13 protein-coding genes are annotated in these 13,117 nt (G+C 59.1%); 9 read left to right on the top strand and 4 right to left on the bottom strand.

Annotation, left to right across the window (positions count from 1 at the left end; all coding sequences use genetic code 11):
* Positions 1 to 10: 10 nt before the first annotated feature.
* Together KHO41_RS35485 and KHO41_RS35480 are read right to left on the bottom strand one after the other, a co-directional pair.
* Entirely contained in the window at positions 11 to 1,021 is a 1,011-nt protein-coding gene (locus KHO41_RS35485) for a zinc-binding alcohol dehydrogenase family protein (RefSeq protein WP_211957905.1), read from the bottom strand.
* A 65-nt stretch (positions 1,022 to 1,086) separates the two neighbouring features.
* Complete coding sequence (locus KHO41_RS35480) at positions 1,087 to 1,227, bottom strand: hypothetical protein (RefSeq protein WP_211957904.1); 141 nt, start codon at positions 1,225 to 1,227, stop codon at positions 1,087 to 1,089.
* A gap of 143 nt (positions 1,228 to 1,370) precedes the next feature.
* Between KHO41_RS35480 and KHO41_RS35475 the strand changes: the two genes are divergently transcribed.
* From KHO41_RS35475 to KHO41_RS35460, 4 genes are all read left to right on the top strand, one after another.
* Positions 1,371 to 1,598, top strand: a complete 228-nt coding sequence (locus tag KHO41_RS35475; protein WP_211957925.1) for a hypothetical protein — start codon at positions 1,371 to 1,373, stop codon at positions 1,596 to 1,598.
* 19 nt (positions 1,599 to 1,617) lie between these two features.
* The gene (locus KHO41_RS35470) at positions 1,618 to 2,301 is read left to right on the top strand and encodes a type 1 glutamine amidotransferase domain-containing protein (protein ID WP_211957903.1); all 684 of its coding nucleotides are present in this window, start codon (positions 1,618 to 1,620) and stop codon (positions 2,299 to 2,301) included.
* Positions 2,302 to 2,989: 688 nt separating this feature from the next.
* On the top strand, positions 2,990 to 5,680 hold the full coding sequence (locus KHO41_RS35465; protein WP_211957902.1) for an excinuclease ABC subunit UvrA: 2,691 nt from the start codon (positions 2,990 to 2,992) through the stop codon (positions 5,678 to 5,680).
* 35 nt (positions 5,681 to 5,715) lie between these two features.
* Entirely contained in the window at positions 5,716 to 6,876 is a 1,161-nt protein-coding gene (locus tag KHO41_RS35460; RefSeq protein ID WP_211957901.1) for a low temperature requirement protein A, read from the top strand.
* Between the two features lie 284 nt (positions 6,877 to 7,160).
* Here the strand turns inward: KHO41_RS35460 and KHO41_RS35455 are convergent, their stop codons facing one another.
* Together KHO41_RS35455 and KHO41_RS35450 are read right to left on the bottom strand one after the other, a co-directional pair.
* A complete protein-coding gene (locus KHO41_RS35455; RefSeq protein ID WP_211957900.1) occupies positions 7,161 to 7,517 on the bottom strand; it encodes a host attachment protein in 357 nt (118 codons plus the stop codon).
* An 87-nt stretch (positions 7,518 to 7,604) separates the two neighbouring features.
* Positions 7,605 to 8,819 carry an alkene reductase gene (locus KHO41_RS35450; protein WP_211957899.1) on the bottom strand — a complete coding sequence of 405 codons (1,215 nt, stop codon included), beginning with the start codon at positions 8,817 to 8,819 and terminating at the stop codon, positions 7,605 to 7,607.
* A 594-nt stretch (positions 8,820 to 9,413) separates the two neighbouring features.
* On the opposite strand from KHO41_RS35450, the gene KHO41_RS35440 reads away from it, so the two are divergent.
* From KHO41_RS35440 to KHO41_RS35420, 5 genes are all read left to right on the top strand, one after another.
* Positions 9,414 to 10,634, top strand: coding sequence for an LLM class oxidoreductase (locus KHO41_RS35440; RefSeq protein ID WP_455363900.1), 1,221 nt, complete (start codon positions 9,414 to 9,416; stop codon positions 10,632 to 10,634).
* Positions 10,635 to 10,684: 50 nt separating this feature from the next.
* Positions 10,685 to 11,872, top strand: coding sequence for a hypothetical protein (locus KHO41_RS35435; protein WP_211957898.1), 1,188 nt, complete (start codon positions 10,685 to 10,687; stop codon positions 11,870 to 11,872).
* 77 nt (positions 11,873 to 11,949) lie between these two features.
* On the top strand, positions 11,950 to 12,459 hold the full coding sequence (locus tag KHO41_RS35430) for a phosphate-starvation-inducible PsiE family protein (protein ID WP_211957897.1): 510 nt from the start codon (positions 11,950 to 11,952) through the stop codon (positions 12,457 to 12,459).
* A 99-nt stretch (positions 12,460 to 12,558) separates the two neighbouring features.
* A complete protein-coding gene (locus KHO41_RS35425; protein WP_211957896.1) occupies positions 12,559 to 12,711 on the top strand; it encodes a hypothetical protein in 153 nt (50 codons plus the stop codon).
* A 39-nt stretch (positions 12,712 to 12,750) separates the two neighbouring features.
* A partial coding sequence (locus tag KHO41_RS35420; protein ID WP_211957895.1) for a transposase occupies positions 12,751 to 13,117 on the top strand: 367 nt, incomplete at its 3' end.

The following is a 13,117-nucleotide window of genomic DNA, read 5'->3' as shown; positions in this document are numbered from 1 at the left end:
AATTTGGCTCTCAAAAGCCGGACAGCACGATCTTGCCGCGCGCCTTGCCGCTCTCGAGCAAGGCATGGGCGCGGCGCAGATTGGCCGCGTTGATGGTGCCGAAATGGTCCGCCAGCGTCGTGCGCAGCACGCCGGCGTCGACCAACTCGGCGACCCGAACCAAAATATTGTGCTGCTCGATCATGTCCCGGGTCTGGTACATCGAGCGGGTGTACATCAATTCCCAGTGCAGCGAGATGCTCTTGGGCTTGAGGATCGGCACGTCGAGCGACTCGGGGTCATCGATGAGCCCCAGCTTGCCCTGCGGCGCCAGTATCTCGGCGATTTCGACCAGGTGCTTGTCAGTGTGGGTCAGGCTCGCCCCGTAATCGACCTCGTCAATGCCAAGGCCGCGCAACTGCTTCGGCATCGGCTCCGTGTGGTCGATCACATGGTGCGCACCAAGCTCGCGTACCCACTCCCGTGTTTCCGGCCGCGATGCGGTGGCGACCACGGTCAGGCCGGTCAGCTGGCGCGACAGCTGGATCAGTATCGAGCCGACGCCGCCGGCGCCGCCAATGACCAGCAGCATCCCGATCGGGTCTTTGCCTTCGCGCACTTGCAAACGGTCGAACAGCAACTCCCACGCCGTGATCGAGGTCAGCGGCAGCGCGGCCGCTTCCTCGAAGCTGAGGCTCTTCGGCATCGGACCGACGATGCGCTCGTCGACCAGGTGCAGCTCGCTGTTGGTGCCCGCCCGTAACGGCGAACCGGCGTACATGACGCGATCGCCGGGCTTGAACAGGGTTACTTTGTCGCCCACGGCGCGCACCACGCCGGACGCATCCCAGCCCAGCACCTTAGGTACCACTGGTGGCGGCAGCACGCCGCCACGGATCTTGGTATCGACCGGGTTCACCGAGACCGAATGCACTTCCACCAACAGGTCATACCCGGTGGGCTCAGCCTCGGGCAACGTGGTGTCGGTCAGGGCATCGGGCGAACCGAGCGGAACCGACTCGTTATAGACAACAGCTTTCATAGGTACTCCATAAAAATGCCAGTTTCAGTTAAAGCGGGAGAGGGTTGTTCAACTCACTGATGTCGTCAGGAACGCATATGGCCTTGACTTGCCTGTTCGTGCCGCAGGTTGATCGTCGCATAGGCCAGTGTCTTGAATGCGTAGTGGACGATGTTCCCATCGCGGCCTGGGTAAGGCGTCACGGTCGTATGGAGCCTGCCGATCATCACGATACCGACCACGTATGCAGGCTAAGAGATGACGCTGATCTCGTCGACGTGGCCATTGATCCGATGGCCATTGATCCGATGACGATGACGCCGAGACTAGGCCTTTTCCGGTTGCACTTCTTCCTCATTCCTGCGAGAACATGCCGGATCTCTGCCCTCCTGCTGCGCAGCTTTCAGATGTGGACGTACGGCAGCATTCCGCGCGGTTGCCGCTGATCAACAAGCGGCCCGATCCCGAGATCGTGCGCGAGATCATTGCCGAACTGAAGGCCGAGGTGGCTTATGCCGCGGAAGTTATCAGCCGCCTATACTGCCAGAATGACTTGGGTCGACGACACCGCTCTTCGGCTCGTTGCAACGTGAATTGAACGGACTCGCGAGGTTGTCATGAAAATTCTGGTGGTACTGACTTCACACGACCAGCTCGGCGATACGGGCCGGAAAACCGGATTCTGGCTCGAAGAGTTTGCCGCGCCTTATTTCGTGTTCAAGGACGCAGGCGTCGAGATGACGCTCGCTTCGCCAAAAGGCGGCCAGCCGCCTCTCGACCCCAAGAGCGACGATCCGGATTCGCAAACCGAAGCGACCCGGCGTTTCAAGAAGGATAACGAAGTGCAAGCGGCCCTCGCAAATACAGCGAAGCTCTCAACTGTCTCGGCTGCGGACTATGACGCCTTGTTCTATCCCGGCGGACACGGACCGCTATGGGATCTGGCAGAGGATCCGCAGTCGATCGCATTGATCGAAACCGTGTATGCGGCGGGAAAGCCGGTCGCCGCCGTTTGCCATGCATCCGGTGTGCTCCGTCATGCAAAGGCGCCCGATGGCTCTCCGCTCGTGCGCGATAAACCCGTAACCGGCTTGGCCAATTCAGAAGAAGCGGCCGTCGGTCTTACGGAAGTGGTGCCTTTCCTCGTCGAGGACATGTTGAAGAAGAATGGAGGCAAGTATTCGAAGGGACCGGATTGGCAATCATATGTGGTCGTCGCGGCAAGCCTGATTACTGGCCAGAATCCCGCCTCGTCGGAAGCAGCGGCAAAAGCGCTGCTCTCGAGGCTGAGCATGGCCTGATACGACGCTTGAGTTGAAGGAGTGAGTCATGGCAAAGGCGACCGGGGCCTGAAGATCCGAAACCCGAAACCAATCCAGCGACGTGATACATGTGCCCGAGCCGAACTTGCACCGCGCGCACCCAGCACTTCACATTGATCGCGCAGGGCATCTTTTCAGAAAACCAACGTCGCTGCCTGACGGGAGCGCGAACGACGATCGTTTGATCACGTCATGGGGCTTTCTGATGCTGTCCGTGTCAGCTGGCTGATCTCCCTGATTGTCTAATGAGAATCGAGGAACCGCATCATGCAAGCTTCCCTTGAAGAACACATCCTCTTCGATATGACACAGTGCGACATTCGGTGCAAGCATCCTCATGCTGGTCTCGCACATCATGCTTGAATCTTTAGGGATGGCTCTTTACAGCCTCGACTGTCTGGGCAAATGCGCCGCTGTCATGCTGGCGCTTCAGGTCAGATCGAAGCGGTGAGCGTGCGCCACAGTGCCGGGCACGGCGCCCATCCCCGCCCTCGTTGTTCAACAGCCTTCGAGCCCAGATAGCCTCGCCGAGTTCCTTCCAGATTCATGTAATAGCTGTTCTTTACTATGCCAATTAATATCACGAACATCGCATAGAAAATGCTCCGCGCGCCTTCATTAGTGTTCGCCCGATGCGCCGAGCCATGCTTATTCGTTACTCATCGATATGGACGCCATCCGCAACAAAGCTCGCTCGACGCCGGCACCATCCGACGCACCCGCTTTCACCGGCTTCGTGCGCGTGCGCGGCGCTCGCGAACACAATCTGAAAAACATCGACGTGCAGATTCCGCGTGATGCGCTAGTCGTCTTCACCGGCGTGTCGGGATCGGGAAAATCGTCGCTGGCATTTGGCACGTTGTACGCCGAAGCGCAGCGGCGCTATTTCGAATCGGTCGCACCGTATGCCCGGCGCCTGATCGAACAGGTCGGCGTGCCCGAAGTGGACGCGATCGGAGGCCTGCCGCCCGCGGTCGCGTTGCAGCAGCAGCGCGGCACGCCGAGCGCGCGCTCGTCGGTTGGCAGCGTGACCACGCTGTCGAGTCTCGTGCGCATGCTCTATTCGCGCACCGGCGACTATCCGCCAAAGCAACCCATGCTGTTCGCAGAGGATTTCTCGCCGAACACGGTGCAAGGCGCCTGTCCGACTTGCCATGGACTCGGCCGCGTGTACGAAGTCACGGAAAAATCCATGGTGCCGGACGACTCGCTGACCATTCGCGAGCGCGCGATCGCTGCATGGCCTCCCGCCTGGCACGGACAAAATCTGCGCGACATTCTGGTGACGCTCGGCTACGACGTCGATAAACCGTGGCGCGATTTGCCGAAGAAAGACCGCGACTGGATTCTCTTCACCAACGAACAGCCGACCGCGCCCGTCTACGCCGGCCTCACGCCGAAAGAAACCCGCGCCGCGCTCAAGCGCAAGGATGAACCGAGCTATCAAGGGACATTCACCGGTGCGCGCCGCTATGTGCTGCACACGTTCGCGAACACGCAAAGCGCGCTGATGAAAAAACGCGTGTCGCAATTCATGGTCGGCAGCGTTTGTCCGACCTGCCATGGCAAGCGGCTCAAGAAGGAAGCGCTGTCGGTGAAATTCGCCGGGCTCGATATCGGCGCGTTCGCGCAGTTGCCGCTCGCCAGACTTGCCGAGATGCTCGAACCGATCGCGCGCGGCAAATGGCCCGAGCCGGATGCCGCTCATTCGGGAGAAGACCCCGCCAAAGGCAGCGTGCTCAGCAGGAGCGACATGCGCGATGCCGTCGAAAAGCGGGTCGCGGCAGGCGGTTCCGCGCACAAAGCCTCGCCCGACGTGCGGCGCACGCCCAACCTGTCCGAGGAGAAGCGCGTCGCTGCCGAGCGCATCGCAGCCGAACTGCTAGAGCGCCTGACGACGCTGGTCGATCTGGGCCTGGGCTATCTCGCGTTGGAGCGCAGCACGCCCACGCTGTCATCCGGCGAAATGCAGCGCCTGCGACTCGCCACGCAGTTATCGTCGCAGTTGTTCGGCGTCGTGTACGTGCTCGATGAGCCATCAGCCGGTCTGCATCCCGCCGATAGCGAAGCACTCTTCAGCGCGCTGCAGGGATTGAAGGCGGCGGGCAATTCGCTGTTTGTCGTCGAACACGATCTGCAGATGATGCGGAGCGCCGACTGGCTGGTCGACGTCGGCCCCGCGGCGGGCGAAGCCGGCGGCTATGTGGTCTATAGCGGGCCGCCCGCCGGACTCGCGAAGGTGGAGGCGTCGCAAACGCGCCGGCATCTGTTCGCGACGCCAGCGCCGGTCGAACGTATGCCGCGCAGATCTGCCGGCTGGCTGCGGCTCGCCGGCATCACGCGCAACAATCTGCTCGGGCTCGATGCCGCGTTTCCGCTCGGCTGTCTGACTGCCGTCACAGGCGTGTCGGGCTCGGGCAAATCGAGCCTCGTGAGCCAGGCACTGCCCGAGCTGGTCGCAAGCCACCTTGGGCGCGCCTTCGAAGACCCGGACAACGACGAGCAGGACCCGTTGCTCGCCGCCATCGCCGTGCCGACCGGCGGCCGCATCACCGAAGGGATGGACGCCGTGCGGCGACTCGTGCGAGTCGATCAGAAGCCGATCGGCCGCACGCCGCGCTCCAACCTTGCCACTTACACGGGCCTGTTCGACCACGTGCGCAAGCTGTTCGCCGACACGCCGCTCGCACGCAAGCGCCGCTACAGCGCGGGCCGCTTTTCGTTCAACGTGGCGCAAGGCCGTTGCCCGACTTGTGAAGGCGAAGGCTTTGTCAGCGTCGAACTGCTGTTTCTGCCGAGCGTCTACGCGCCCTGCTCGACATGTCACGGCACGCGCTACAACACGCAGACGCTGGAAGTCACGTGGCGCGACAAAAACATCGCCGAGGTGCTCGGCCTGACCGTCGACGCCGCCTGCGAGTTCTTCGCCGACGAAGCCAGCGTGATGCGCGCGTTGAAAGTGCTGCGCGACATCGGCCTGGGCTATCTGCGGCTCGGCCAGCCGGCCACCGAACTGTCCGGCGGCGAAGCCCAGCGCATCAAACTCGCCACCGAACTGCAACGCGCGCAGCGCGGCGACACGCTGTATATCCTCGACGAGCCGACCACCGGCCTGCATCCCGCCGACGTGGACCGACTCATGGTGCAACTCCAGGGACTCGTGGATGCCGGCAATACCGTCGTGGTGGTCGAACACGACATGCGGGTGGCCGCGCAGAGCGACTGGGTTATCGACGTCGGCCCGGGCGCCGGCGACGCCGGCGGCAAGATCGTGGCGAGCGGCACACCGGTGGAGATCGTGCGCGCGAAGGAAAGCCGCACCGTCGAGTATCTGCGGCAGTACCTCAACAACCACTGACGATTGGTGCGTTAGCATTACTTGTTAGGCCCGAAATGCACAACACAAAATATTTCGAACTCAATCGCCGTGCCACGTGGCTCGAGTTGTTCTTCGACCTGATTTTTGTGGTAGCGATCGGTGACGTAACGCATATCCTGAACCACACGCACGAGGGTCATCTCGATCCACTCCAGTTCTGGCAATTCGTCCTCGCTTTCATACCCTTGTGGTGGATTTGGGTCAGCCACACGATATATGCCAACCGGTTCGACGCGGATGACCGCAAGCATCGGCTGGCAACCCTGTTCATCATGTTCCTGATGACTATCATCTCAGGCTTGATCGACCAACGATTCCTGGCCAGCTTTGAGGTCATCATCGTCTGCTACGCTTGTTCGAAATACATCATCGCCATGATGTATTTCGTGTCGAAACACCGGCACAAGGAAAGCGTGCATCTCACAACGGCAGTTGGGTGGGTGACCCTCGCTGGCGCCACCATCAGCCTCGCTTCGATCGTGTTCCCCGCGCCACAGCGATATGTCGTGTTTTACCTTGGGATACTGTTCGATCTGGTTGCGTTCCTCTTCTTTTTGGCGCGCCATCTCCAGGGCATCCCAGTGCATACCGAACACCTGATCGAGCGTGTGGGCCTGCTCACGCTCATCTTACTGGGAGAGTCCGTTATCAGCCTGTCGGCGGGACTGGCCAATATTAGCTGGACTGTGGTGAGGCTGATGACCGCCGCCACCGGCTTCGTGACGATATCCAGCATCTGGTGGGTTTACTTTGACAGTTTTCACCTGTTGTCCAGACAGAAGCTCACGACCGGTCATTCGGTCGTGTATTCGCATCTTTTTGTTTTCATCGGCCTGTCGATCCTGGCCAGCCTGATCCGGCATGCGATCCTGGACGACATGCAGGTATCCGATTTCCGGATACTGTTGGTCATCGGCACGGTCTGCTTTTTCATTGGCAAGCAGTACGCCTATTTCATGGAGCGTCCCGAGTTGCGGCGCCAGTTGGTCGTGAACACCCTGATCGTGTTCGTGTTGACCGGGCTTGCCCTGCTATTGCCCAGAACCAGTTTCATCCTGCTTGGCCTGACCGCTACGGTGATTTGTTATGCTTTCCTCAGTCTCAAATACCTGACCGTCCCCCGTGGGCGTCAGGGTCATCCACGCAACAGCGCTATCACGGGAGACCAGCCATGAGCGACACAGCAAGTTCAGGCGCGATGCGGATGGCGTCCCAGGTTATCTGTGTCGAAGGAAAAAGAGTCGAAACGACCGGACTTCTGGCGGTTGTCGACGGCGAGTATAGGTGCGAGCCCCTGCATCCTGCTACCGGCGTTGTACGTTGGCTCAGCGGTTTCGATGTCGTGGAACAAAATGAACCCGGCACAGCGCCCCGCCGGAGACGATGACACGATTCCCGCCGCGCCACGCGCTGTATGCTCAGGCCCGTTACCGCAACCCGCGTCGCTCGCAGTTCGCCTTCAATGCCTTCCCAGGTGCGCTTGAATTTCGCGCGCATCGAGGGCCGACAGATCTTCGTTGATTTCTTCGAAAATCATCCGACGCGTCTCCTCGCTAAGACGCTTGCGAAGCATACCGAAAAATTTCGGCTCCACGGCAAATCGCAATCGCTGATACCGGTGATGAAGCCGTCCCTGCTCGATGCGGTCGGCGACGGTCTTCGCGAATTTTTCGCGTTCCTTCTCGCTCAGCGCCGGTCCACTAGGGACGACATTGAGGAGGTCTTCGATTTCCCGCAGGTCTAGTTTAAGTCCCGGGGTCTCGAAGATTCGAGCACGGCCGCCGTCGGCGACGACAACCCAGGTAGTGTCAGCCATGGTGCACCTCTCAACGTGATCGGTCGCCGGCTCGGCGGCCATCGCAAATCGTCGCGTGACGCCAGCGAACTTGCCGTCAGCGACAGTCTATCTCCAGCGCCCATCGATGACGGACCGTGGGGCTTTCCCGCGCTCCTGCGCGAGCGACGGATAGTCGGTATATCCGCGCTCGCCGCCCCCGTAGAACGTAGATGGATCCGGCGAATTGAGCGGAGCGTGCGACCGGAAGCGTTCCGGAAGGTCGGGATTGGCGATGAACAAACGTCCGAACGCGATCAGGTCCGCGTTGCCGTCCTCGAGCCAACTTTCCGCACTGCCGCCGTCGAATCCACCGGCGACCATCAGCACACCATGATAAGTGCGGCGTATCATCTGGCTCATGCGTTTCGCGCGCTCGATGAAAGCCACATCCTCACCGGTCGCCGCCAGCGCGGGATTGACGATGTGCAAATAAGCCAGCCCGTATCGATTGAATTTTTCGATGACGTAAGAAAAGGTGGCCTCGGGATCGTCGTCGTGCATATCGTTGAAGGTGCCAAGAGGAGAGATCCTTACGCCGACCTTTTCTGGCCCCCACACTTCGCAAACCGTCTCGATCACCTCGAATAGCAGCTTGGCCCGACGCTCGGTCGATCCGCCGTATTCGTCCGTGCGGCGGTTCGTCCCGGACAACAGGAACTGGTCGAGCAGATATCCGTTCGCGCCATGTACTTCGACGCCGTCCATACCGGCAGCCTTTGCGTTGCGCGCTCCCCTGAAGTATTGGCGCACGAGATACGGCATTTCTTCTACCTGCAGCGCACGAGGCTTGACGCAGGGCGCGACGACACCTTCGCCCCGCTCGTTCTCACTGAACGCCTCTGCTTTCGGCTGGACCGCAGAGGGTGCAACTGGCAGCATTTCATCGGGCTGCAATGAGGGGTGTGATATGCGTCCTACGCGCCACAGTTGCATGAACATCAACCCGCCCGCCTCGTGCACGGCGTCCGCCACGAGCCGCCAGCCTTCGACCTGCGCCGGGCTATGTATGCCAGGGGTCCATGCGTAGCCCTGCCCTTGCATCGACACCTGCGTCGCCTCGCTGATGATGAGCGCGGCCGCTGCACGCTGCGCGTAATAGCAGGCGTTGAGCTGCGACGGAATGTTGCCTGGTCGGGTCGCGCGCGAACGCGTCAGCGGCGCCATTACGACTCGATGACGAAGGTTGTACGGGCCCACCTTTACGGGTTCGAACAGTTTGTGTAGGGAAATTTGAGCTTCGTGCTGCCGGGTTTCTCCGGGGGCGATTTCCGTATCAGGCATATTCGCTCCGTGTGTTTTCGACTCGGGCCGAAAGGTGCTGCCATAGACGCCCGAGGCGTCGGCGTCAAAGCACATTGACAGGATCCCGCGCTACGCGCAGTCTAGCCATGACTTCGCGCGCGCTTCTTTTCGATTTCTGCTCAGATGTGTCACGATCCTGCAGTCATCCGGTCCATCGCCCCATTGGGGGTTCCGACTGGCGGTCAACAAAGACGCGTGCCCCATTCGATGCCGTTGCGCACTGCGTCTCCCGCGTCGGTCCTTCCGGCTGTACCACAATCTCCTGGTCTCGATGCTCAACACGTGCGTTGGTATGGCCCGGCAGGCGCAAAGACCTGCTCCCGACCGACGACTTCCTCGCCGCATCCGAGTCGCGCGCCCGATGTTATGGAAGTGTCGGCAGAACGCCAACAAAATCCGGCAGAATCGCGAAAGACACACCCCTGCGATGCATCTACCGTGTTGGGATAGGTCTACCGCTGTTATCGAGCGCGGGCTGCTGGCAAGTGAAGGCATGAAACGAGAGAAACTCCTGAACGTCCTCAAGGGCGGACAAGTTCATGGTCAGGATCTATGGACGCATGCGCAGCGCTAATGGCTACGCGATACGCAACTTTCTCCATCGCTGCGACATACCGTTCGAATGGATCGAACCAGGCAGCGATAAAGAAGCTGAGGAACTCGCTGCGCGTGCAGCGTCTTTCCAACTCCGTGGCTGATGTTGACAATACGCGCGCGTCACCCATAGCTTTCGCAAAACAAGTTTTCGTGAACCGGGGTATGCAGATGTACCAACCTAGTACTGTTCCTTACCAGCGGCATAGAGGATTTGAACACGCTTTCTCGTCTGGATCGCTTAGCTTGGGATTGTTCTTTCCAATTGAAGCTTTCGACGGAGATCGGCCGACGATGCGCAACCAGGTTGCACTTGCAAAGCGCGCCGAGGAGTTAGGTTTTTCAGCGTTATGGTTCCGTGATGTTCCCCTTAGAGATCCAAGCTTTGGCGATGTGGGCCAGGTTTTCGATCCGTGGGTCTACATGGGGTTTATGGCCGCCCACACATCAAAAATCGCCCTCGGCACGGCTTCCATCGCGCTACCGTTGCGCAACCCCTTGCATACCGCCAAAGCGGCGGCGAGCGTCGATCAACTGAGTAATGGCCGGCTACTGTTGGGAGTCGCCTCCGGTGATCGTCCGGTTGAGTTTCCAGCGTTCAACATCGACCCGGAAAAGCGGGGCGAGATTTTCCGCGAAAGGGTGGAAGTGATCCGACGGGTTCAGCACACGAGCTTTGAGCACGTCAGTTGGAGTGACGGAGAGCTAATCGGTGCCGACCTGGTTCCAAAGCCCACTACAAGCGAGATTCCGCTTTTCGTGACCGGACACTGTCGCCAATCACTGGATTGGATTGCCAAACATGGCTGCGGGTGGATCACCTATCCCCGTCCGCCTCACCTCCAACGATTGTACGTAGATAAGTGGCGGCAGGAAGTTATCGTGCAATCCGGAAGCGAGTACAAGCCGTTCATGCAGTCGCTCTACATCGACCTCGATGCATCGCCGTCGACAACACCATCGCCGATTCATTTGGGATTCAAGCTTGGCAGGCGCCATCTGATTGACTTGCTTGATGTCCTGCAGGAGATTGGCGTTGACCACATTATTTTGAATCTGAAATACGGCCACCGAAGTGCAGCCGAGGTCGTCAAAGAGCTTGGCACGCATGTGGTTCCTCGCTTCCGAGCGCGGGATTCTGGCGCCAAGCTTGGGGGCGCGGATCACAGGCTGGATGCGGAAGTCGACAGGGTCTGGTAAGAAGCGTTAATGCCGAAGAGACCCGCTGAAGCTAACTATACGAGGCGACTATGGACGCGATCACAGATCCTTTGCAACTAAGCGCCCCCCAACTACTTGACTGGGTCTGCCAACCGCGCAGGAATGGCGATACTTTTAACCTGGCACCGGATCCATCACGGCTGTCAGCGCGTGGATTCACTACAAGCTCACAGCATCCTCTGCCCGGATCACTCGGGGAGGTCCAAATAGTGTCGGCGATACGCCGGCACTACCGTATTGAGCGGTTCGAGCAACCTCTCGCTGACTGCTTCATCCTGATACCAATGCGGACCACCTTGGATGCCCACGCAAACACGGTCCTGGGGCTTCAGGGCTCGCTTAATGCCGGCGTGCGCCAGACCATTGTTGATACATTTCTGGCCTACTCCCCTACTCATCACGGCGCGGCACTGACCTATCTGGCGGCACGGCTTAGCGAATTCAACCATGATCATCCGCCGGGGCTGAACGGCGCGGAATTCGGTCTATTTCTGGATGCCACTTTCACTTGGCGCGGAGTACAGAAGAAGTTCGACGAGGTTGAATGGCTTCATGCCGTCTTCGAAGGAAATGCCCACCCAAGAGTCCCCGAGTTGTGTCCGGAACGGGACCGAAATCTTGGCCATGATGGCTACCGATTCGTTTATATCGGAGAAGAATACATTCAAGCGATTCCGCCATTAAGAGAGTCGAAAAATGTCGTGACGTTACAGCAAGGCGAGCCAGAGGGGTTGGCCGTGATTAAGCGTTCGCAGGAGCTGGCTCGCGTTAAAAATCGGGATTGCGAGTTCTTGGAGCCACACAAGATCCGTATAACATCAATCAATCTTATCGACGAAACAAAGTTGGTGCATGAACTGGTGTATATAAGACACCAAAGCTGTGGCTACCATATTTTGATGCCGGCGCTACGCACGAGGTCAGTTCAAAACGTCCTGTATGCGACTGTCACGTGGTCGAACCGGTATGATGTCAAGAAGACAGTCTTTACGAAGAGCGCTCACGAAGCGGCCATCCTGGCTGCGCCCGTTGCGTTGATCAATTTTGAGGAGGGGCTTGCTATCTTCAAAGCCGAGTTTTGGCGACTCATCAAAGAACGGGCTCTTCAAAATTTCGGATGCTTGATTCCAGAACTAATTTTAATCAAGCAGGCAGGAGGATGGTGGCCTGCGGGTTGGCCGGAACCAAAAGAGTCCGATGAGGTTGAAAGCCACTGATAGGGGCTTAGCTTGCCTGAAATCGACATTCTTCCCCGAGTGGCGTCAACCGCGTTTCCATTCGCATTAATAAGAAAATGAGGCGGACCATTCCCTTGAACCTTGACAAGCTTCGGCTGCAATGGCGCGTGCTGACCTTCTATGAGCGCTTCGAGCAGATCATCGCGCATATCCTGAGCATCGTGATATCGGTGGTCATCATCGTATCGCTGTGGCAGTTGATTCGGGCGGTCATCGCGCTGTTGCTGTCAGGGGCGTTCGATGCTCTGGATCATGCGGTCTTCCAGGCGGTCTTTGGGATGGTGATGACGCTCTTGATCGCGATGGAGTTCAAGCATTCGATTATCCGCGTCATGTTAAGAAGAGATCATATCGTTCAAGTCAAAACCGTGATCCTCGTGGCGATGCTCGCGATAGCGCGCAAGTTCATCATCCTCGACCCAGCCGCGGACCCGGCACACATCGCTGCACTCGCGGCCGGACTGGTTGCGCTTGGCAGCGTCTACTGGCTGATGCGGCAGCGCGACGATCCCGTTGATGCCGCGACCGCCGAGCGCACCGCGCAAGATCGCGAGGATCGCATCTGACAATGCGGCGCGTCCCTATGGATGTAAGAAAATAGTAACTATTCAGCGGGTGGTGTCGGGGATGTTGTAAACAGTGTCTGAACCCGGCATAGTGTCGGGATGGCGAAGAAGACACCCGAGTTGCAGGTTCCCGACCTGAAGTCGATGACACACGAGCAGAAGGATGCGCTCATCATCGAACTGATCGCGACGGTCAATGCGCTGCTGAAGCGTATGCAGTCATTTACCGGCGTCTATCAAACGGGTCGCTGAATGAGGATGATGGTGTCCACCCACCACAGGAGGATACCGATGAAAGAGAAATCCCCGGAACTGAAAGTCGTCAGTTGCAACCGCAGAGGCCGGCGCCGGTACGACAAGGCAAGTAAGCGAGCATTGGTGGAAGCTTGCCTGAGCGCTGGTGTGTCCATCGCCCGTCAGGCCCAGCAGAGTGGCGTCCACGTGAGTTTGTTGCGCAAGTGGATCGCGCAATATCTGTTGGAGCGGGAGCGCACGATGCCCATCGATGCATTGGCTGCCCAGCCAGGTGCCGCATTGCCGGCCATGCTTCAGGACCCTGTTCCGACGAACGGGATATCTGAGGTGCAGGGTTCCGCCAATGCTTCGTCTTCGGCATTCGTCGCCGTGATTCCCGCCCCCACCACCACGACCACCACGA

This window comes from Cupriavidus numazuensis, assembly GCF_905397435.1.
GTDB classification, from domain to species: domain Bacteria; phylum Pseudomonadota; class Gammaproteobacteria; order Burkholderiales; family Burkholderiaceae; genus Cupriavidus; species Cupriavidus numazuensis.
This window is presented reverse-complemented; position numbering and strand designations above follow the sequence as displayed.

Coding starts and splice junctions, on each gene's coding strand:
- KHO41_RS35485 (WP_211957905.1), bottom strand. CDS start 1,021: ATGAAAGCTGTTGTCTATAACGAGTCGGTTCCGCTCGGTTCGCCCGAT.
- KHO41_RS35480 (WP_211957904.1), bottom strand. CDS start 1,227: ATGATCGGCAGGCTCCATACGACCGTGACGCCTTACCCAGGCCGCGAT.
- KHO41_RS35475 (WP_211957925.1), top strand. CDS start 1,371: ATGCCGGATCTCTGCCCTCCTGCTGCGCAGCTTTCAGATGTGGACGTA.
- KHO41_RS35470 (WP_211957903.1), top strand. CDS start 1,618: ATGAAAATTCTGGTGGTACTGACTTCACACGACCAGCTCGGCGATACG.
- KHO41_RS35465 (WP_211957902.1), top strand. CDS start 2,990: ATGGACGCCATCCGCAACAAAGCTCGCTCGACGCCGGCACCATCCGAC.
- KHO41_RS35460 (WP_211957901.1), top strand. CDS start 5,716: ATGCACAACACAAAATATTTCGAACTCAATCGCCGTGCCACGTGGCTC.
- KHO41_RS35455 (WP_211957900.1), bottom strand. CDS start 7,517: ATGGCTGACACTACCTGGGTTGTCGTCGCCGACGGCGGCCGTGCTCGA.
- KHO41_RS35450 (WP_211957899.1), bottom strand. CDS start 8,819: ATGCCTGATACGGAAATCGCCCCCGGAGAAACCCGGCAGCACGAAGCT.
- KHO41_RS35440 (WP_455363900.1), top strand. CDS start 9,414: ATGGCTACGCGATACGCAACTTTCTCCATCGCTGCGACATACCGTTCG.
- KHO41_RS35435 (WP_211957898.1), top strand. CDS start 10,685: ATGGACGCGATCACAGATCCTTTGCAACTAAGCGCCCCCCAACTACTT.
- KHO41_RS35430 (WP_211957897.1), top strand. CDS start 11,950: ATGAGGCGGACCATTCCCTTGAACCTTGACAAGCTTCGGCTGCAATGG.
- KHO41_RS35425 (WP_211957896.1), top strand. CDS start 12,559: ATGGCGAAGAAGACACCCGAGTTGCAGGTTCCCGACCTGAAGTCGATG.